Below are 19,997 nucleotides of genomic sequence, written 5' to 3'. Positions count from 1 at the left end.
GGTTTACTTGTCGCTGGCGAGCGCGCCGCCGACGGCCCAGTCGTGCTTCTCGACATCCTCGAAGATGATATCGATCGCTTCCGGCGCGCATTTGAGGATGCGGCTCGCCTCCTGCGTCACGACGCGGGCGAACTCACGCTTTTGCTCTATCGTGCGCCCCTTCAGCAGCTTCACATTGATGGCCGGCACAATCCCCTCGTTTCTTTTCCTTGAGCGGTTCGCCGTTTCACGGCAACGGCGAACCGCTCTATCTCTTTGTTTCGAGGCAATTCCGGACGGAAAACAGCTCACACTTTTCCTGGAATTGCTCTCTAGATCAGGATGACGTTCGTTGAATCGCCATCCTGATCTAACTCTTTGTTGGAGCATGATCTCTCCGAAAACCGGTTCTCACTTTTCGGGATCATGCTCTAAAGCCATGCGTTGACGTGCCATGGCGCGAACTCGTCCTCGCCATAGCCCAGCAGTTCGCTCTTGGTGGGCCTGCCGGAGGCGGTCGCCAGCATGGCCCGGAAAATCTCCTCGCCCATCTCCTCGACGGATTTCTCGCCGTCGAGGATCGCGCCGCAATTGATGTCCATGTCCTCTTCCATGCGGGCGTACATGGCGGTGTTGGTGGCAAGCTTGATCGACGGTGCCGGCCGGCAGCCGAAGCAGGACCCGCGTCCGGTGGTAAAGGCGATCAGATTGGCGCCGCCCGCCACTTGCCCGGTCGCCGACATCGGGTCGAAGCCGGGCGAATCCATGAAGACCAGGCCGCGCTTTTCCACCGGCTGGCCGTAGCCATAGACTTCGACAAGGTTCGTCGAGCCGCCCTTGGCGACCGCGCCCAGCGACTTTTCGAGGATCGTGGTGAGGCCGCCGGCCTTGTTGCCGGGGGAGGGATTGTTGTCGAAACCCTGGGGCTCGTTTTTGGTGTAGTCTTCCCACCAGTCGAGCAGGCCGATCAGCCGCTGGCCGACCTCGGGGCTGACAGCGCGTTCGAGCAAGAGATTTTCGGCGCCGTAGATCTCGGGCGTTTCGGCGAGGATCGCCGTGCCGCCGCAGGCCACCAACCGGTCGACCGCCGCGCCCAGCGCCGGATTGGCGGTGATGCCGGAAAAGGAGTCGGAGCCGCCGCATTGCAGGCCGACCATGAGTTCGCTGGCGGGAATGGGCCGGCGCTCGGCCTTTGCCGCGCGCTCGAGCATTGCCTCGACGATCTCGATGCCGCGCGCCACGCTGGAGCGCGTGCCGCCCGTTTCCTGCATGACCAGCCTGGCGAGGCCGTCGCCGAGCTCAAGATTTTCTTCCTCGACCAACTGGTCGATCTGGTTGTCCTCGCAGCCGAGCCCGACCAGAAGCACTCCAGCAAAGTTGGGGTGCCGGGCATAGCCGCCAAGCGTCCTGCGCAGCATGCCCATCGACATCGAGCCGTCGGCGACGCTGCAGCCGGACTTATGCGTCAGGGCGACCACGCCGTCGATGCCGGGATAAGGGGCGAGCGCCGCCGGATGGCGGAAATGATCGGCAATCATCCGCGCCACGAGCGCCGAACAATTCACCGACGTCAGCACGCCGACGTAGTTTCGGGTGGCGGCCTTGCCGTCGGCCCGCAGATATCCCTCGAAGGCAGGAACCTGAGACGGAGCGAGGCGCACGGCATTGGAAAGCCTGGTGCCGACAGCGTGGGCCGCCATCGACTGCTCGAAGCCCATATTGTCGAGATGGACATGAGCGCCGGCCGGGATGGCCGCGGTGGCGATGCCGATCGGCTGGCCGAGGCGATGAATGACGTCGCCGGGGCCAAGCGGCCGCAGAGAGACCTTGTGTCCGAAGGGAACGGCCGTCGCCGCGACGAGCCCGAACGGCGACAGCGGCTCGCCGGCCGCGATATCGCGCAGGGCGATGGCGATCTCGTCACCCGCTTTCAACTGCAGCGCAACGGCTGAAGGAACCGTCATCAATCATTTCCTCGGCTGGAGCATATAGTCGCTTGATTGTCAGCAATCAGCAAGCGTAAATTGCGGATAGCAGGGAGCTTTTGTAAGGCCAGGGCCGAACGAGACGGCTTCCCAGCCGAAAGGGTTTTTGGGCGCGGTCGTTGCGAAGGCGGATTGGCCCGAATATGTACGTTTGCGATGGGTGTGAGTCGCGCTGATGGCGAAGCTGGCAAGTCTCAAGTCGGAAAAACGGCTGCTCGACCGGCGAGCGGCCGATCAGATCCGGTCGCATATCCTGGAGGGCGTCCTGCCGGCCGGCGAGAGGTTGCTGGAGACGCAACTGTCGGAAGAGCTCGAGGTGAGCCGCGGCACCGTGCGTTCCGCGCTGGCCCAACTGGCCAATGAGGGGCTGGTCAAGCAGGTGGCTTTCACCCGCTGGGAAGTATCGGGTGCTTCCGTCTCCGATGCCTGGGAAATCTATACGCTGCGCGGCGCGCTGGAAGGCCTTGGCGCCCGGCTGGCGGCGGCCAATGTCCAGGCCGCCGACGGCAAGCGCCTGCGCGCGATTGCCGAAGAACTCGTGCAGGCGGTCCGGCAAAAGCGGTTCCAGGATGCGATCGGAATCGATTTCGACCTTCATACCGCCATCGTCGGGCTTGCCCATCACAAGCGGCTCGCCGAACAGCACCGTTTCATCCTGCAGCAGGTGCGGTTCCACATGGTGCAGTCGGGCTTCCTGCCCGACGACTACGAAGCATTGATCGCCGAGCACCAGAAACTGATCGAGACGGTCATCGCCGGAGACGCGGATCACGCCGAGACGCTGGCGCGCAACCACAACGAAGCCGAGGTCAAGCTCCTGGCGAAACTGCTGAAGCAGGGCGCCTCGTCGGCCGGGGCCGCGCGCGAAGCAGCGTCATGATCCGGCGCCAATAGCGTTCAAAGCCCCGCGAAGATTGTCGCTGAGGATATGCAACTCGCCGCGGAAACCCCGCAGCGCGCTTGCGATCAGCCCGAGGTCGACAGCTTCGCCATGTCGGGTGGTGTAGCCCTCGGCATTGTCGGCCGGCCCGGGATATTTGCCGCGCGGGTCGCGGTAAAGGTCGATCCCCGCGACCACAAGCCGGCTGGGCCGCAGAAGCGCGGCGACCGCAACCATCAGCGCGCCGTTGGTGGGTATCCGGGCGGCTGTCAGGTCGGCGACGCTCGGTTCAAAACGGTCGAGAAAGGCGTAGCCAGCCAGGCGTGCAGCCGCGCCATAGCTTTGCAGGATCGGCTTTCCCTCGGCCTCCGTCGGGAAGATCACGATCGGCGCCCGCGCCAGCCGCACCACATCGGGGTCGCCGGTGAAGACCACGTCGGGGGAGGCCATCCAACCGCGTTCCAGCCAGATCCAGTTGACGCGGAACAGGGCCGCACCGCCATAGTTGGCGATACGCGCGTCCTCCGACGAGGGCCCGTTGCCGAGGCAGACGATCGTGCCGGGCGCGCCGAGCCGCGACTTCAGATCGGCCAGCGCGGCGATGCGTTGGCCTGACAAGGCGTCGTCGATGTCTTTTTCGTCAGCCATGATGCCGCCAGCCTCACAGGCGCGCCGGCCCGAAGTCAGGCATAATTGACGTAGATCGTCTTCTTCTGGAAGTAGGCGTCGAGACCGTACTTGCCGTCCTCGCCGCCGATGCCGCTGTCACGGATGCCGGCATGGTGCGCGTGAACGGCGTCGCCGCCGGGGCGGTTGACGTAGATCTCGCCGAACTTCAACTCGCGGATCAGCCGCATCATGCGCCGCATGTCCTTGGTGAAGACATAGGCCGACAGCCCGTAACGGGATTCGTTGGCGAGCCGCAGCCCCTCGTCGAAGTCCGTGACCGTCATCACCGGAACCACCGGACCGAACACTTCGTCCTGCATGATGCGCATCTGGTTGTCGGCGACGGTCATCACGGTAGGCTCATACCAGTGGCCGCGCGAAAACTCGCCCTCGGTCAGACGCCGGCCGCCCGTCAGGATCTTCGCGCCGGCCTTGCGGGCCTCGTCCACCATCCGGTCGACCTTGTCCAACTCGATGCCGCTGACCTTCGGGCCGACATCGACCATCGTGGTCGGGTCGCCAATCTTCAGCGCCTTCACGGCGCGGGTGAATTTGTCGAGGAACTCGTCCGCGATCTTGCGATGGACATACATGCGCTCGTTGCAGATGCAGATCTGGCCGCAATTCTCGAAGCGCGACAGCACCGCCGCGCGCACCGCCGCGCCGATATCGGCGTCTTCCGCCACGACGAACGGCGCCTTGCCGCCGAGCTCGAGGCGGAGCAGCTTGAGGTCGTCGGCCGCTGCGCGGAAGATCTCCTTGCCTGCGCGCACCGATCCCGTGAGCGTGATCAGCCGCGGGATCGGGTGGCGCACAAGCGCCGCGCCGATGCCTTCGCCGGTGCCGGAAACCACGTTGATGACGCCGGGCGGAAAGTCGAGCTGCGAGGAAAGCTGCGCGATTTCCAGCGCCGAGACGGGGGTCGCTTCATGCGACTTGATGACGATCGTGTTGCCGGCCAGCAGCGCCGGACCCATCTTGCGGCACATCAGCGCCGCCGGATAGTTCCAGGCAGTCAGGCCGACCACGACGCCATGCGCCACGCGCTGGATCCAGATCTGCTCGTCCGGCACGTCGGACGGCAGGATGTCGCCGGTGATGCGGCGGGCTTCTTCCGCGGCATAGGTCAGGTAAAGCGCCGCGCTTTCGATCTCGCCGCGCGCTTCCTGGATCGGCTTGCCCTGTTCGGCGACGACGATGCGGGCGAGCCGCTCGCGGTTCTCCAGGATGAGCCGGGCAAGGTCCTTGAGCAATTGGCCGCGGCTGGCCGGCGGCATCGCCTCCCAGGCGGGTTGCGCGGCGCGCGCGGCGACCAGTGCGCGATCGGCGTCGTCCTCTCCGCCTTTCGGTACCGAGGCGATCACCGCGCCGGTTGCCGGGTTCTCGATCTCGATCCATTCCTTGATCGTCGAATCCACCCACTGGCCGCCGATATAGTGGCGGTAGCGGTCTGTCCCTTTGACAAGTTCTTTCATGGCCGGCATGGGCAAAATTCCAAGGTGAGAGAAGCCTAGTGAAAGCCGCCGGCAGGCACGTAGCCCGCCATCTTGGGCAGCCAGAGCGTGATCTGCGGAATGAAGACGAGGACGAAGAGCGAGATCACCATCAGGGCCAGCAGCAACCAGATCTCGCGCAGGATCGCACCGACCTTGATGCCGGTGATGCCCGAGATCAGATAGAGCACCTGGCCCATCGGCGGATGGATCAGCCCGATCATCATGTTCACCGTCGAGACGACCCCGAAATAGACCGGGTCGATCCCGAGCTCCCGCACCGTCGGCATCAGGATCGGGATGACGATGAGGAGCAGCAGAAGCGTGTCGAAGAGTGCTCCCAGCAGGATGAAGAGCAGGGTGACGACGAACATGAACATGCGCGGGCCCATGTCCATCTCGGCGATCCAGACGCCAAGCACCGCAGGCAGCCGTTCGGCAGCCACGATATAGTTCATCACCACCGCTCCAGCGATCGTGATACCCACGATAGCGGTGGATTTGGAAGAGTTGAGCAGCACCTCGAAAAGCTTCTTCGGCGACATGGTGCGGTACCAGAAGATCGCCAGCACAAGCGCGACAAAGGCCGCGACAGCGGCCGCTTCGGTCGGCGTGACCGCGCCAGTGTAGATCCCGCCCAGCAGGATGGCAGGCAGCAGCAGCGTCGGCCCGGCGTCGCGGGTCACGACGATGGCTTCCTTCAGCGTCGGCTTCGGCTGTGTGGGGAAATCCTGGATGCGCGCCTGGATGGCGACGAGCCCCATCATGACGGCGGCAAGGAAGAGGCCAGGGCCGACGCCGCCGAGGAAGAGGTAACCGATCGAGGTGTTGGTGACGACGCCGTAGAGCACCATCGGGATCGATGGCGGGATGATCGGACCCAGGATCGCCGAGGTGGAGGTCAACGCCGCCGCGAAGCCGGGCCGGTAGCCGGCTTTGATCATCATGTCGATGGAGATCTTGCCGGGCCCCGCCGCGTCGGCAAGCGCGCTGCCGCTCATGCCGGCGAAGATGACGCTGGCGATGATGTTGACATAGGCCAGCCCGCCGCGGAACCGCCCGACGATCAGGCTGGCGAAGCCGAAGAGCTTGTCGGTCATCTCGCCGGCATTCATCAATTCGGCCGAGAAGATGAAGAGCGGCACGGCGAGCATGACGAAGTTGCCGTAGACGCCGTTGAGGCTCTGGCTGGCGACAAGGCCGAGATCGCCCCCGCTGACCAGGAAATAAACGATGCCGGCGGCAAGCATGGCATGGCCGAGCGGCATGCCGAGGAACGTCCAGACGAAGAACAGGACGAACATGGTGATGGCTGCGAACGACATGCGGTCTTCCTAGAGATGCTGTTCCCAGCCCGGACGAAGGAGCTGCCAGATGCGGATGAAGGAGTTCACCACCACGGCGATCACGAAGGCCAGGAAGCATCCGAAGACGAGTGGCATAGGCACTCTCAGCAGCATCGAATGGCGGCTTCGGAGAAACCAGATGTAGTCGGCGATCGCCACCAGCGTGGCGAGGAAAAGCAGCGCAAGGGACAGCGTGATGAAGAGCGCCAGAATGCGTCTCGCCGGTGGCGGGAACACGCCGTAGATCACGTCGAAGACGATGTGCTGGCGCTCCTTGAGGAGGATGTCGCTCGTCCAGAAGACGATCCAGACGAAGCCGATCGCGCAAAGCTCGTTCGACCACGCGACCGGTGTGTTGAAGACGTAGCGTCCCCCGACGCCGATCACGAAGCCGGCGAACATCAGGGCGAATGCCACGACGCTCACCGACTCCGAGAAGCGCTTCCAGAAAACCAGGAATTTCCGCATCGGCCCAAGCTTATGCGGCGCCGATGCGATCGAGCAGGCCCTTCGGCCAGTTCTTCGAGAAATCCGAATTCACGAAAGCATCGAGCACATGTTTGCGGAATGCGTCGACATCCGGCTTGGTGACGGTGTTGCCATGCGCCTCGAAGAAAGCCTTGCCGTCGGCTTCGGTTGCCTTGACGCCGTCGTCATTGACTTTCTTGGCGGCATCCTCGGCATCGAGGATCGCTTTCTTCTCGTCGTCCGTCAGACCGTCCCAGAAGGCCTTCGGCATGGTGAAGAAGACGTTGGCCACCTGGTGCCCGGTCAGGACTACCTGCTTCGAGACTTCGTAGAATTTCGACGCGATCGCATCCGGTAACGGATTTTCGAGGCCGTCGATCGTACCGGTCTGCATGGCGAGATAGACTTCCTCGAACGCAAGCGGCGTGGCGGCGGCGCCAAGCGCATTGCCGAGGAACTGCCACGACGCGGAGCCGGGCATGCGCAGCTTCACGCCCTTGAGGTCGTCGGGGACGTTGACGGTGCGCGCCTGCCGAAGGATGACGTGGCGCGTGCCGAGATACTGGCTCCTGACGATCTGCAGCTGCAGGTCGCCGGCCACCTTCTCCTTGAATTCCTTGCCGACGTCGCCGTCATAGACGGCATCGAGGTGGGCGGCGTCGCGGAACAGATATCCAGTTGTGAAGATGGAATATTCGGGGATGAGTTCCGCGATATCGGACGGCGATGTCAGCGCGATCTCCAAGTTGCCGCGCTGCATGGCTTCGATCTCGCTGCCTTGCGCGAACAGAGTACCGTTATAATGAAGCTGCACGTCGAAGGCGCCGGGCATCGACTTGTCGAGCGCCGCCTTGAAGGCCTGCAGTCCCTTGGACTGCCACTCGGTGTCAGGCCCAGGCGTCGAGGCGCGGATGACCTTGCCGGCGGCATGCGCCAGGCGTGACACGAACGGCGTGGCCAACACGCCGAGGGTTCCCTTCAGGACAGTGCGGCGGCCGACGTTCTGCTTGAGGAAAGACTGCTCCATGCTCCCAACCCCTTCCATCTCTTATCTTTGTTCCCTGCTCGACGCTGACGGCCAAGCCACTGAATGTTTCCACTATGTCGGGAACCGGTCAAGCTGAATGTTGACAATAGGCAATTAATCATCATTTCTTGAGAAGACGGACGACCATCCAGGCAGGACCGAGTTGCGACCCGCATGAAATCCGACACCTCGGCTTTGCCAAAATCAGATTGCCTGATGGTCGCCGCGGCCACGCCGCTGACGGCTGATTTCCATCCCAACCTGCCGCTTCTGATCAGTCACATTTCCATGTTGCTGCGGTCCGGCTGCGATGGCGTCGCGCTGTTTGGAACGACCGGCGAAGGAACTGAATTTTCTGTCCAGGACAGAACCGCCACGCTGGACGCGCTGGTCGGAGCGGGAACAAACCCGCGCCGTCTGATCGTGTCCGCGGGGGCATTGTCGATACCCGACGTCGTGGAACTGGCGACCAATGCGCTCGACCATGGGGTCGACAGCCTGTTGCTGATGCCTCCTTGCGTCTATCGGGGCGGCATCACGGAAGACGGCACGTTTCGTTTCTACGCCACCGTCATCGATCGGATCAGGCGAGACGACCTCAGGTTATGCCTCTATCATTTCCCCGATATATGCGGCGTCCCCATCACTCCGCGCCTGGTGCGCCGCCTCGATGAGGCCTATCCGGGGCTGATCAGCGGGGTGAAGGACAGTGGCGGCGATCTCGACTTCACCGAAGCCCTGATCCGTCGATTTTCTCATCTTGCAATCTACACCGGCTCGGAAACCCATTTGCCGCAGGCGCTCGCGGCGGGCGCGCGAGGCACGATATGTGGCCTTGGCAATGCGATGCCTCGCCTGATGCGAGCGATATTTGACGCGCCAACGGCTTTCGATCGTCGCCAACTGGTCCCCGCTCTTCTGGCTGGCGACACCATCTTGTCGCGAAGTCCGTTCCCGGCCGCCGTGAAGGCGCTCCTGGCCGCGTCGACGGGCGAAAATGACTGGGGCCTCGTGCTTCCTCCCATGGCGGAGGTTCATATGCCTGAGCGCGATTGGCTGCTTCGGGATTTCAAGCGCTGGGAATCGAGACTGCCGGCCGAGTTGCGAAGCCTGTTCCAATAGCGCGGTGCCCCCTGGAAGGCCTGTCGCCTTCGGTAACAACGAGGCAGACGATGCCGGCGGATGCCCGCGTCGTCCGCACTTCCTGGGCTGCCGAACCGCTCCAAGCGGCTGGAAAAGCGTTGGCGGTCAGGATTCTCCTTGAGGCTGGCGCGCGGATTGATCAGTTTGTCTCCGAAGCAGGGTCACTTGCCAGTCGGACAGCCGCGGCGGACAGGGAGAAAAAAGCAATGCGCACCAAAACCAGCATCCGCGTCGTCGGCTGCCATGCCGAGGGCGAGATCGGCGACGTCATCGTCGGCGGCGTGCTGCCGCCCGCTGGCCGCACGATGATGGAAAAGATGATCACGATGGAACGCGATCACGACCATATAAGGCGCATGCTGATCTGCGAGCCGCGCGGCAGCGTTGCCCGGCATGTCAATCTCCTGGTGCCCGCGACGCGCGAAGATTGCGCCGCCGGCGCCATCATCATGGAGCCAACCGAATATCCGCCGATGTCCGGCTCCAACACGATCTGCGTCGCCACGGTGCTGCTCGAGACCGGCATGGTGCCGATGCAGGAGCCCGAGGCCCGCTTCAAGCTCGACATGCCTGGCGGCGTCATCGAGGTGCGCGCCGAATGCCGCGACGGCAAATGCCTGTCGATCACGCTGCGCAATGCCCCGGCCTTCGCCGAGCGCCTCGATGCCAATATCGAAGTCGAGGGGTTGGGAACGCTGAAGGTCGACGTCGCTTACGGCGGCATGTTCTACGCCATCGTCGATGCCAAGGCGCTCGGCTTCTCGGTCGTTCCGGATGAGGCCCGCGAGCTGGCCGTGGTCGGCGAGAGGGTCCGCCGCGCGGCGCGCGAGCAGCTCGATGTTATGCATCCGCAATTCGATAATGTGCGCGGTGTGTCCATCGTCCAGTTCGCCATGCCGTTCCAGGGACCGGGCAAGGTCACACGCAACACCTGCATCGTCTCGCCCGGACGCTCCGACCGCAGCCCGACGGGAACCGGCACCTCGGCCCGCATGGCGGTGCTGCAGGCGCGGGGCCAGATGAAGGAAGGCGAGGTGCTGATCCACGAATCCATCATCGGCTCGCGCTTCACCGGCAAGATCCTCGAGCTCACCGAAGTCGCCGGGCGCAAGGCGATCGTGCCGCAGATAACCGGCAGAGCCTGGATCACAGGAGAGCACAATTATTATCTCGACCCGACGGATCCGTACCCGCAAGGCTACGTGCTGTCGGACACCTGGGGCACCTCGACTTCGGTGACGCAATAGAATTTTGCCGCAACGGTTCCGGCTCGGATCCCTCGTTCGGCAGATGCCTTCCAGCTCTCGGCCGCGGCATCTGCACCTGTGCAGAATGTCAGCGGACCTTGCAGGGAGGCGCCTGCTCTGATTCCCTGTGCTTGGTGGGGGTCGCCTGATTCGCGTGCTTGTTGTTCCGGTCCCGCATGGTCGTGGGGCAGGGCAGCAGGTGCTTTTGGTAGAAAGATGAAAAAATGAGCGCCAAGCCGGAAATCCTGGAGATGAGGCCCAAGATCACCGTCGTCGGGGTCGGCGGCGCCGGCGGCAACGCCGTCAACAACATGATCGCCGAAGGGCTGGAGGGCGTCGAGTTCGTCGTCGCCAACACCGACGCCCAGGCGCTCACCATGTCGAAGTCTTCGCGGCTGATCCAGTTGGGCGCGCATGTGACGGAGGGCCTGGGCGCCGGGTCGCTGCCCCAGGTCGGCAGCGCCGCCGCGGAGGAATCCATCGACGAGATCATGGATCACCTGGCGGGAACGCATATGTGCTTCATCACCGCCGGCATGGGCGGCGGCACGGGAACCGGTGCGGCGCCCGTGATCGCGCGGGCCGCGCGCGATGCCGGCATCCTGACGGTGGCCGTCGTCACCAAGCCTTTCGTCTTCGAAGGCAAGCGCAGGACCCAGGCCGCGGAGGAAGGCATCGAACGGCTTCGCGAGAGCGCCGACACCGTGATCGTCATTCCGAACCAGAACCTCTTCAGGGTCGCCGACGCCAGGACCACCTTCGCCGATGCCTTCGCCATGGCGGACCGCGTTCTCTACGCGGGTGTCGGCTGCATCACGGACCTCATCGTCAAGGAAGGCCTGATCAACCTCGATTTCGCAGACGTGAAGTCGGTGATGCGGGACATGGGCCGGGCAATGATGGGAACCGGCGAGGCCTCCGGGGAGGGGCGCGCCAAGATCGCGGCCGAGGCGGCGATCGCCAATCCGCTCCTCGATGAAGCATCGATGTCCGGCGCCAGGGGGCTGCTCGTGTCGATCTGCGGCGGCATGGACATGACGCTGTTCGAGGTCGACGAAGCCGCGACGCGGATCAGGGAAGAAGTCGACGCCGATGCCGACATCATCGTCGGCGCCATCTTCGACCAGGCATTGGCGGGAAAATTCCGCGTGTCGGTCGTCGCGACCGGTTTGCGCAAGAGCGCAGAGATCGCCCAGTTCGAGCAGCGGATCGCCTGACGATCGCGATCTCGCGGCCGCGTTTGTCCGCGACCGCACGATGCAATTGGCCGATATTCGTTTCCGGCGGCGAGGAATCACAAGCCGCGCGCGCTGCCGGTCAGCGCCTTGCGCGCTTCGTCGTCGCAAGTCCTCACGATCGCATCGGCCGCCGCATCTGTCCATTTTGGACCAATTCACCGGCCTGCTCGATAGGCGCCGGTTTAAGTTCCGGCAGGGAGGAGTAGAATTTAGCGACGATCGATGATGCGTCGCGCCTACCCGGGAGGACTATCTTGCTCTTTGCCGTCCACTGTCTCGACCATGCCGATGCGCTTCAGCGCCGGCTTGCCAACTACGATGCCCACAAGGCCTATCTTGCCGCCGGCCCGGTCGCGACCGTGATCTCGGGGCCGCTGGTCGCGGCGGACGGCGCAACCATGATCGGCTCGCTCTTCGTCTTTTCCGCGGACAACATCGAGGATGTGAAGGCGTTCAACGCGGGCGACCCGTTCAACGCCGCCAATGTCTGGCAAAGCGTCAGTATCAATCCCTTCCTCTTGCGTGTCGACAACCGGGCCTGAGGGGAGGGCTCTATGGAAAGCTTCGTCTACAATGGCCAGCCGGCACGCGTCGTCTTCGGATCGGGCACGATCGCAAGGCTGCCGGAGGAGATCGACCGTCTGGGGCTGAAACGCGTGCTCGTGCTGGCAACGCCACCGCAAGAGGCCGACGCACGGCGTCTTGCCGGATCGCTCGGCGGTACGGCGGCCGGGGTCTATGCCAGGGCGACAATGCATACGCCCCTATCGGTGACCGAGGACGCGCTGCGCGTCGTGGCGGAGCTTCAGGCCGACGGGCTGGTCGCGGTCGGCGGCGGCTCCACGACGGGCCTCGCCAAGGCGATCGCGTTGCGCACCGACCTGCCGCAGATCGTGATGCCGACGACCTATGCCGGCTCGGAAATGACGCCGATCCTCGGCGAGACCAAGGATGGCGTGAAGGTCACCCAATCGAGCCCGAAAGTGCTGCCGGAAGTGGTGATCTACGACGTCGACCTGACGATGACGCTTCCCGCTTCCTTGTCGGGAACAAGCGGCATGAACGCCATCGCCCATGCAGTCGAGGCGCTCTATGCCAGGGAAAGCAACCCAGTGATAGATTTGATGGCGACCGAAGCCATAGGCGCGTTGGCAAGCGCCTTGCCGGTGATCGCCGGGAGCCCGCACGACCGCGAGGCGCGCTCCGAGGCGCTGTACGGCGCCTGGCTTTGCGGCATCTGCCTCGGTTCGGTCGGCATGGCGCTGCACCACAAGCTTTGCCACACGCTCGGCGGCAGTTTCGATCTGCCGCATGCGGAGATCCATACGATCGTCCTGCCGCATGCGCTGGCCTACAACGCCCCCGCCATTCCGGCCGTCATGGAGACCCTGCGGGCCGTGCTGAAGACGGACGACCCCGCGATGGCTCTCTACGATCTCGCCGGCCGGATCGGGGCAAGACGCGGGCTCGCCGAGATCGGCATGCCAGCCGACGGGATCGACATCGCGACGGACCGCGCGCTGGCCAATCCCTACTGGAACCCGCGGGCGCTGGAGCGGGAACCGATCCGGGCCCTTATCGCGCGTGCCTATGCCGGCGAGCCGCCACAGGCCTGAAACCCGAACGTCCCTGGAGGAATTATCGCCATGACAGGCACCGCAGACGCCGCTCGACCGAAATATCCCTATTTCGAGGAAGAGACTTCGGTCGACGTGGTCAACGCGCGCATGGGGCCGGATGTCGACCCGCGCTTGCGCGAGGTGATGGGCGTGCTGGTGAAGCATCTGCATGCCGCCATCAAGGAGATCGAGCCGACGCATGAGGAGTGGTTGCAAGGCATCAAGTTCCTGACCGATGTCGGCAAGATGTGCTCCGACTGGCGGCAGGAGTTCATCCTGCTTTCCGACACGCTCGGCGTCTCGATGCTTGTCGACGCGATCAATCACCGGCGTCCGAACGGCGCTACGGAAAACACCATCCTTGGCCCGTTTTATGTGCCCGAAGCGCCGCGCTACGAGCATGGCGCGAACATCTGCCTCGACGGCAAGGGCGAGCCGATGGTGGTGCGCGGCCGCGTGCTCGACACGCAAGGCAAGCCGATCGCCGGAGCGTTGATCGACGTCTGGCAGACCAATGACGACGGCTTCTACGATGTCCAGCAGAAGGACGTGCAGCCCGACTGGAATCTGCGCGGGGTCTTCACCACCGACGAGAAGGGCGAATACTGGTATCGCTCCGTCAAGCCCCGCTACTATCCGATCCCCGACGACGGACCGGTCGGAAAGATGCTCGCGGCGCTCGGGCGTCATCCGAACCGCGCGGCGCATGTACACTATATCGTCAGCGCGCCGGGCTACGATCCTGTTATCACCCACATCTTCGCGCCCGATTGCCGCTACCTTGCCGAGGATGCCGTCTTCGGCGTGAAGGATTCGCTGATCGCCGATTTCACCAAAGTAACCGACCGGGAAAAGGCGAGCGCGCTCGGCTTCGAGCCTCCGTTCTGGTCCGTCGAGTGGGATTTCGTGCTGGCTCCCAAGACCGCAGGACCTTGATCCTCCGTAGTTTCGTCCAAATTGGACAAAAGCTGGCGTCGAGCCAATTGGTCGGCGTATCCTTCCTGCCTGGAAGGAGAATGTCTGAATGAACGATCACGAGTTCCTGCGCGTCTATGATTTCGTGGATCGCCTGCGCCGGCCTTTCCTCGGCGTCGTGGATGTCGAGGACGAGGCCGCCTGGCGCATCATCCATTATCTCATGCGCTCGGAGCTCGAGGGCTATCCGGTTACGATCAGCAAGCTCGCGCTGGTCTCCAACCTTCCGCACGGCACCGCGATCCGGCGCATCCAAGGCATGATCGATGGCGGGTTGATCGAAAGGCGGGCGGCTTCCGAAACGGCCAAGCGCTTCACGCTCCACCCGACGGCGCGGCTGTCGAACCTCGCCATCAACTATGCGGCGGAGACCAAGGCGCTGATCGCCGAGATCGTCGGCGGTCGCAACAATGAGGAGCACGAGGCCGACTATTATTTCGGCGCGCCGCAGCGCGGCAATCCGATCATCCCGCCGATCAACCTTTTGACCAACAGGGTCACGAAGGGCGTCGAGCTGCAGTTCCTGCTGAACGACGACAATTACTTCGCCGCCATGCGCAACATGTGGTCGGACTTCCGCAACAATCTGGCGAGCGCCAAGAGCTTCAAGCTGGTGCATCAGAACGATCTCTATCGGGAGGGGCTCGCGAACGGCGCGCGCGCCGTCTCGGCCTACGACATGATCGCGATCGACATGCCGTGGCTCGGAGAATTCGCGAGCAAGGGGCTTGTCCTGCCGATCGGTGAGATGATCCGCGAATCCGGCATCAACCCGATGGATTTTCATCCCTCGATCTGGTCGACAACGACCTGGCAGCGCGTGGAATACGGCGTGCCGATCTACTGCACGATCGAGGTCCTGGCCTGCCGGTCGGACCTCTTCGAAAGCGGGGGGTTGGCGCTGCCACGCACTTTCGACGACGTCATCAGCGCCGGGCGGGCGTTCCACAATCCGGCGGCGGAACGCTACGGCATCGCCTGGAACGCGGCGCACAGGCCGCTGGCGTCGAGCTTCATGTTCTTCCTCGGCTGCTGCGGCCAGAGCGTGCTGTCGATCCGCCGCACGCCGACCGGCTACTCCACCGAAAACCTCGATGCGCAGCATATGCGGCCGCAGATCGACAGCGAAGCCGGCCTGCTGGCGCTCGACTATATGCACCGTATGCTGGAAATCGCCCAGCCCGGCGCGCTCGAGGCGCATTGGGATGATTCCTGCGCGGTCTTCCTGCGCGGCCAGAGCGCGATGGGCTATGTTTGGACGATGCGCGCCGCGCAGTTCGAGGCCGAAGTCCGGTCCGCCGTCAAGCGGCGCGTCGCCTATGTTCCGCAGCCTTCCGGGCCGGGCGGCACCAACACCTCGCCGATCGGCGGGTTCCTGTTGTGCATTCCCTCCAACATCGACCCGAAGCGCCTGCCGCTCGCGGCCGAAGCGCTAGCATGGATGGCCTCGCGAGAGGCGATGAAGGAGCATGTCAAGAACGGCTTTCCCGTCGCGCCGCGTTTCTCGGTGAGCGCGGATCCGGAGGCGATCGGCAGCTCGCAGCTCGTGCGCTTCGTCGGCAGCCTCGCCAACCGCAATCTGCTGCGCAACTGGCAGCGCCCGCCGGTGCCGTTCTACACCGGCATGGAGCGCATCATCGGCGAGGAGGTCCACGACGCGCTTTCCGGCCGCAAATCCGACCGCGCGGCCCTGAAGGACGCCCAGGACCGCATCGAGCGGATCGTCGACCGCGCCGGCTGAATCTGGCTCGTTGCGGCGCGCCTTGAAGCAGTTCAGCGTTTGATCGAATCGCCTGCTGCAACTCTTTGTTTTTGCGCTATTTCAAAAAAAGGAGAACCGCGGCGCGGTCCTCCCAGAATCTCTTTGTTTGACGCAATTCCGGACGGAAAACCGCTCACACTTTTCCTGGAATTGCTTTAGGCGATCGCCCGTATCGAGCCGCCGTCCACGCCCCAGACGGAGGAGGTGACGAAGGAGGCGAGATCGGAGGCTAGGAAGACGATGACGTTGGCCACTTCCTCCGGCTTGCCGAGGCGGCCGAGCGGCAGCTGGCGCAGCGACATCTCGTGTTCGACGGCCTTCTGCGGCTCCATGTTGTGGAACTTGCCCATGGTTTCGGCAAAGCCGCCGGGCTGGGTCCAGAACGGCGTCCAGATCGGGCCGGGAGCCACTGCGTTGATGCGGATGTTGTTGGCGCCTTCGGTGCGCGCCAGCCCCTTGGTCAGGGCGAGCACTGCCGCCTTGGACGCCGAGTAGTCGATCGGAACGCCTTCCGGCTGGCGCGCGAGATCCGAGCCGTTGTTGACGATCGCGCCATGCCCCTGCTTGCGCATCACCGGTAGAACGACCCGCGTCGTGCGGACATAGCTCATGAAGTTGAGCGAGAAGGTCTTGTCCCATTCGGCATCGGTCAACTGGTCGAACGTGCGCACCGCGCCGGCGCCGACATTGTTCACAAGAACGTCCACCGAGCCGCCGAAATGGGCGATCGCAGCCGTGACCTTCTTCTCGATGTCATCCGCCGACGACAGGTCGGCCTTGAACGTCGCTGCCGTGCCGCCAGCCGCCGTGACCGCGGCCGAAGACTCGGCGAGCGCCGCTTCGTCGATGTCGAAAAGCGCCACGCGGCTACCTTCGCGGCCGAACGCGACCGCCGTCTCGCGGCCGATGCCCTTCGCCGCCCCGGTGATCAGCACCACCTTGCCCTTGAGATTGGTTTCCATTTGATCCTCCCTATTTTGCGGCGAATTGCGCCATGGTGGTTTCGAACGAACGCCGGGCCGCCTCTTCGAGCGGCAGCACGCGATGCCTCTTTGAGATCACTTCGACCGAATAGAAGCCGTCGAAGCCGGTCTCGCGGATCGCGTCGATGAAGGCGGGCGGATTGAGCACGCCCTCGCCACAGAGCCGGCGTTCGTAGATCGTGTCTTCCCAGAGCGTGCCGACGATTTTTTCATCCGCGTCGTCGAGCTCGACCGAGACGACATATTGCTTCGGCACGGCGGCGACGGCTTCGTAGGGGATGCCGCCGCGGCCAACATGCCAGATGTCGAGCAGCAGGCCGCCATTGGCCTTGGCCGCGCCTTCGACGATGGCGCGCGCGGTTTCCAGCGTGCGCACGTTGGAGAACGGCATCACCTCAAGCGCGATCTTGGTGCCGTAGCGGGCGGCGTCGTCGCAGATGGCGGCAAAGCTGTCGGTGACCTGCGCCAGGTCGATGGTGTCGGCATCGAATTCCGGCGCGATCTTGACGTCGCGGGCGCCGAGCGCCTCCGCCGCCTCGAAGAGCTCGCGGCGAACCTTGTCCGATGCGGCGCGCAGGGCGCCGGACGCGAACCAGTGGGTGATGAACTCCAGCTCGACATGCGGCATGCCGTTGGTGTCGAGGATGCGCCGCATCTCCTTCAAGCCGATCTTCTCGCGCGTCGCCTGCAGGTCCGCGTGGATCAGACCGACGCCCTTGTATCCGGCCCTGGCCGCGGCTTCGACGCGCTCCGCGAATGGAAACGGGCTGATCTCGTTCGGTGCGAACGGGTAGACGTCGCCCGAGATCGTCCAGTAGGCGGCGACGAGTTCAATAGGGTTGCTCATCATCTTCTCCTCAGACCGACGCGCCTTCCGACCCGGTGCGGAAATCGAAGCTGGTCGTCAGGCCGCCATCGGCGATGATCTCGGCGCCGTTGAGCGCCGTGGAGGCATCGGAAAGCAGGAAGAGGCCGGCGCGGGCGACCTCGGCCGGATCGAGGATGCGGCCGGCCGGCTGGCGGTTGGCGCGCGCCGCGAGGAAACGGTCCGGGTCGCTGGCGGATTTCATGTGCCGCTCGAACAGGCCAGCAAGCATCGGCCCGGGGCTCAGCACGTTGGCGCGTATGCCCTGGCGCGCATGGTCCATGGCGACGGTGCGGGTGAGCTGGCGGACGGCGCCCTTCGAGGCGGCATAGACGGCGAGCTGCTGCTCGGCGAAGGTCGCGTCGATGCTGGCGACCGCCACGATCGGGCCACCGCCGCGCGCGGTCATCAGCGGCAGCATGGCGCGGAAGGCGAGCGCCGTGCCGATGAAATTGACCGACATGGTCTTTTCCATCGCCGCTTTGTCGAATTCGAGGATGGTGCCGACATTGAGCATCGCCGCCGATGTCACGAGGCCGAGCGTTCCGGGGTTCTCGTTGGCGATCATGTCCGCGATGCCGGCCCAGGTCGTCTCGTCGGTGACGTCGCCCCGGACATGCGAATATAGTTCGTTCGCAAGGCTGTCCGGCGCCGGCGCGAGATCGACGCCGATGGTGCGCACGCTGCTTTCGGTCAGCAGCCGGGCAATGTTGGTACCAAGACCAGAAGCCGTTCCCGAGACCACGACAAGGTCCGGCAAGGCGTTGCTAAAGACTGGCTCCATGGCCATGGGATATTCCTCTTTTCTGACGTCGGGAAAGGTGAGGCACGGCGGCGGCCGCCGTGCCTCGAAAAGGGTTCAGCGGCCCAGCGCGGCGTTGCAGTCGGCGACGTTGGCCTTGGTGATGATCTCGTGCGGCAGGAAGATCTGCTTCTCCACCTTCTTGCCGTCGAGGAGATCGGCGACAGCCTGCGCGGCATATTTGCCGTCGTCGATCGGCGACTGCAGGACGGTGGCGTATTGCGTGCCGTCATTGATCTGGTTGACGCCCTCGATCGAGCAGTTGGAGCCGACCAGGACCAGGCTTGCCGGATCGATGCCGGCGCGCTTGGCGGCGACGATCACGCCGGACATCATGTTGTCGGCCTGCGCGTAAACGCCCTTCACGCCCGAGCCGAGCTGGGTGAAGAGAGCGGCGGCGGCATCCGTCGCCTTGGTCTGGTCCCAGTTGCCGTTCTGCTTGCCGGCCACCTGGATGCCGCTCGCCTTCTTGCCCAGGACATCCTCGAAGCCCTGCGAGCGCTGGATCTGCGGCGGCGTGCCGGGGACGCCCTCGACGACGAAGACCTTGCCGTCGCTGCCGAGCTTCTTGTCCGCGAAGCCCTTGATCATGGCTTCGCCGGCGGACTCGCCGTTGCCGATGTCCGACGGGCCGGTGAAGACGTCCCAGAATTGGGAGTATTTCTCGTCCGGCCGCGAGTTGGTGATCACCAGCGGGATGCCGGCCTGCTTGATCTTGCGCAGCGACGGCACGATGGCGCTGGCATCCGCGGGCCAGAGCACGATCGCGTCCGGCTTCTGGGCGATCGCCTGGTCGACCTGCGAGGCCTGTTCGGCGGCGTCGTAATTGTTGATCTTCACCTCGAGGTCGATGCCCGCCGCGGCCGCGACTTCCTTGAAGGCGCGCTGGTGCAGGGCGCAATATTCGCACTCTTCCGTGACCGTCAGCAGGATCACCTTCGCGCCCTTGGCCGCGGCGAAGGCCATTCCGGGCGCCATCAGCCCTCCGACGACCGCGGTCGTCAGCAAAAGTTTGGTGAGTTTTGCGAAGTTCATTTTGGTTACTCCTCCCGTTTCAAGGTTGCACGTCCCCCCGCGCCGCCGATCGCTCGGCGGCGTTGCAAGGATCCGTGGGTTGTTTCCGCTAGGCGGAATTGGCGGCCCGCGACATTGCGAGCCGTTCGCTCATCCATGCGCCCAACTGACCGTCGAGCAGCACGATCCCCATCAGCACGAGGCCGTTGGCGAAGAGAATCCCCGTCGCCCCCATGCCGATCAGACTCAGCCCATTGTTCATCACCGTCAGGATCAGCGATCCGAGCAGCACATGCGCGGGCGTGCCCGAACCGCCGGTCAGCGCGACGCCGCCGACGATCGCCGCCGAGACGGCCTGCAGCATCAGCGTGCTGCCGGTCGTCGCCGCGGCGCTGGCGAGGCTCATCGACAAAAGGCTTCCCGCGAGAGCGGCCGTGACGGCGGAAATCACGAAGACGATCACCAGCGAGCGGCCGACCCTGGCGCCGCTCGCCGCCGCCAC

19 protein-coding genes and 1 pseudogene are annotated in these 19,997 nt (G+C 64.3%); 8 read left to right on the top strand and 12 right to left on the bottom strand.

What is annotated here, in order from left to right; all coding sequences use genetic code 11:
* Positions 1 to 3 precede the first annotated feature (3 nt).
* Together FJ471_RS24455 and FJ471_RS24450 are read right to left on the bottom strand one after the other, a co-directional pair.
* The gene (locus FJ471_RS24455; protein WP_140807295.1) at positions 4 to 189 is read right to left on the bottom strand and encodes a 4-oxalocrotonate tautomerase; all 186 of its coding nucleotides are present in this window, start codon (positions 187 to 189) and stop codon (positions 4 to 6) included.
* A gap of 221 nt (positions 190 to 410) precedes the next feature.
* A complete protein-coding gene (locus FJ471_RS24450) occupies positions 411 to 1,943 on the bottom strand; it encodes an altronate dehydratase family protein (RefSeq protein ID WP_140807294.1) in 1,533 nt (510 codons plus the stop codon).
* 196 nt (positions 1,944 to 2,139) lie between these two features.
* Here FJ471_RS24450 and FJ471_RS24445 point away from each other — a divergent pair, with 196 nt between their 5' ends.
* Positions 2,140 to 2,844, top strand: coding sequence for a GntR family transcriptional regulator (locus FJ471_RS24445; RefSeq protein WP_140807293.1), 705 nt, complete (start codon positions 2,140 to 2,142; stop codon positions 2,842 to 2,844).
* On the opposite strand, the gene FJ471_RS24440 is transcribed toward FJ471_RS24445, so the two are convergent.
* The 5 genes from FJ471_RS24440 to dctP are packed head-to-tail and all read right to left on the bottom strand — an operon-like array spanning position 2,839 to position 7,847.
* On the bottom strand, positions 2,839 to 3,492 hold the full coding sequence (locus FJ471_RS24440) for a hypothetical protein (protein WP_140807292.1): 654 nt from the start codon (positions 3,490 to 3,492) through the stop codon (positions 2,839 to 2,841). The genes FJ471_RS24445 and FJ471_RS24440 overlap by 6 nt on opposite strands.
* 35 nt (positions 3,493 to 3,527) lie before the next feature.
* Complete coding sequence (gene aldA, locus FJ471_RS24435; RefSeq protein WP_210242054.1) at positions 3,528 to 4,997, bottom strand: aldehyde dehydrogenase; 1,470 nt, start codon at positions 4,995 to 4,997, stop codon at positions 3,528 to 3,530.
* 26 nt (positions 4,998 to 5,023) lie between these two features.
* A complete protein-coding gene (locus FJ471_RS24430) occupies positions 5,024 to 6,331 on the bottom strand; it encodes a TRAP transporter large permease (RefSeq protein WP_140807291.1) in 1,308 nt (435 codons plus the stop codon).
* A 9-nt stretch (positions 6,332 to 6,340) separates the two neighbouring features.
* Complete coding sequence (locus FJ471_RS24425; RefSeq protein WP_140807290.1) at positions 6,341 to 6,820, bottom strand: TRAP transporter small permease subunit; 480 nt, start codon at positions 6,818 to 6,820, stop codon at positions 6,341 to 6,343.
* Between the two features lie 10 nt (positions 6,821 to 6,830).
* Positions 6,831 to 7,847, bottom strand: coding sequence for a TRAP transporter substrate-binding protein DctP (gene dctP, locus FJ471_RS24420; RefSeq protein WP_181179694.1), 1,017 nt, complete (start codon positions 7,845 to 7,847; stop codon positions 6,831 to 6,833).
* A gap of 174 nt (positions 7,848 to 8,021) precedes the next feature.
* Between dctP and FJ471_RS24415 the strand changes: the two genes are divergently transcribed.
* The 7 genes from FJ471_RS24415 to FJ471_RS24385 all read left to right on the top strand — a co-directional run bounded on the left by FJ471_RS24415 (position 8,022) and on the right by FJ471_RS24385 (position 15,810).
* Positions 8,022 to 8,969, top strand: coding sequence for a dihydrodipicolinate synthase family protein (locus FJ471_RS24415; protein WP_140807288.1), 948 nt, complete (start codon positions 8,022 to 8,024; stop codon positions 8,967 to 8,969).
* Positions 8,970 to 9,196: 227 nt separating this feature from the next.
* Positions 9,197 to 10,237: a proline racemase family protein gene (locus tag FJ471_RS24410; RefSeq protein WP_140807287.1), complete on the top strand. Its 1,041-nt coding sequence runs from the start codon at positions 9,197 to 9,199 to the stop codon at positions 10,235 to 10,237.
* 224 nt (positions 10,238 to 10,461) lie between these two features.
* On the top strand, positions 10,462 to 11,454 hold the full coding sequence (ftsZ, locus tag FJ471_RS24405; RefSeq protein WP_140807286.1) for a cell division protein FtsZ: 993 nt from the start codon (positions 10,462 to 10,464) through the stop codon (positions 11,452 to 11,454).
* Positions 11,455 to 11,729: 275 nt separating this feature from the next.
* Positions 11,730 to 12,017: a YciI family protein gene (locus FJ471_RS24400; protein WP_140807285.1), complete on the top strand. Its 288-nt coding sequence runs from the start codon at positions 11,730 to 11,732 to the stop codon at positions 12,015 to 12,017.
* Positions 12,018 to 12,029: 12 nt separating this feature from the next.
* The gene (locus tag FJ471_RS24395) at positions 12,030 to 13,091 is read left to right on the top strand and encodes a maleylacetate reductase (RefSeq protein ID WP_140807284.1); all 1,062 of its coding nucleotides are present in this window, start codon (positions 12,030 to 12,032) and stop codon (positions 13,089 to 13,091) included.
* A gap of 30 nt (positions 13,092 to 13,121) precedes the next feature.
* On the top strand, positions 13,122 to 14,030 hold the full coding sequence (locus tag FJ471_RS24390; protein WP_140807283.1) for an intradiol ring-cleavage dioxygenase: 909 nt from the start codon (positions 13,122 to 13,124) through the stop codon (positions 14,028 to 14,030).
* An 88-nt stretch (positions 14,031 to 14,118) separates the two neighbouring features.
* Positions 14,119 to 15,810: an extracellular solute-binding protein gene (locus FJ471_RS24385; protein WP_140807282.1), complete on the top strand. Its 1,692-nt coding sequence runs from the start codon at positions 14,119 to 14,121 to the stop codon at positions 15,808 to 15,810.
* A 176-nt stretch (positions 15,811 to 15,986) separates the two neighbouring features.
* Here the strand turns inward: FJ471_RS24385 and FJ471_RS24380 are convergent, their stop codons facing one another.
* From FJ471_RS24380 to FJ471_RS24360, 5 genes and pseudogenes are all read right to left on the bottom strand, one after another.
* Positions 15,987 to 16,793, bottom strand: a complete 807-nt coding sequence (locus FJ471_RS24380) for an SDR family oxidoreductase (RefSeq protein ID WP_140807281.1) — start codon at positions 16,791 to 16,793, stop codon at positions 15,987 to 15,989.
* Between the two features lie 10 nt (positions 16,794 to 16,803).
* A complete protein-coding gene (locus FJ471_RS24375; RefSeq protein WP_210242053.1) occupies positions 16,804 to 17,661 on the bottom strand; it encodes a sugar phosphate isomerase/epimerase family protein in 858 nt (285 codons plus the stop codon).
* Between the two features lie 10 nt (positions 17,662 to 17,671).
* The gene (locus FJ471_RS24370; RefSeq protein WP_140807279.1) at positions 17,672 to 18,469 is read right to left on the bottom strand and encodes an SDR family oxidoreductase; all 798 of its coding nucleotides are present in this window, start codon (positions 18,467 to 18,469) and stop codon (positions 17,672 to 17,674) included.
* 69 nt (positions 18,470 to 18,538) lie between these two features.
* A complete protein-coding gene (locus FJ471_RS24365) occupies positions 18,539 to 19,516 on the bottom strand; it encodes a sugar ABC transporter substrate-binding protein (RefSeq protein ID WP_140807278.1) in 978 nt (325 codons plus the stop codon).
* 88 nt (positions 19,517 to 19,604) lie between these two features.
* Positions 19,605 to 19,997, bottom strand: a pseudogene (locus tag FJ471_RS24360) (ABC transporter permease); the annotation flags it as partial.

It is taken from the genome of Mesorhizobium sp. B2-7-1 (genome assembly GCF_006440735.1).
In the GTDB taxonomy this organism is placed as follows: Bacteria; Pseudomonadota; Alphaproteobacteria; order Rhizobiales; family Rhizobiaceae; genus Mesorhizobium.
The sequence above is the reverse complement of the archived record's forward strand: the minus strand, read 5'-3'. Positions and strand labels throughout refer to the sequence as shown.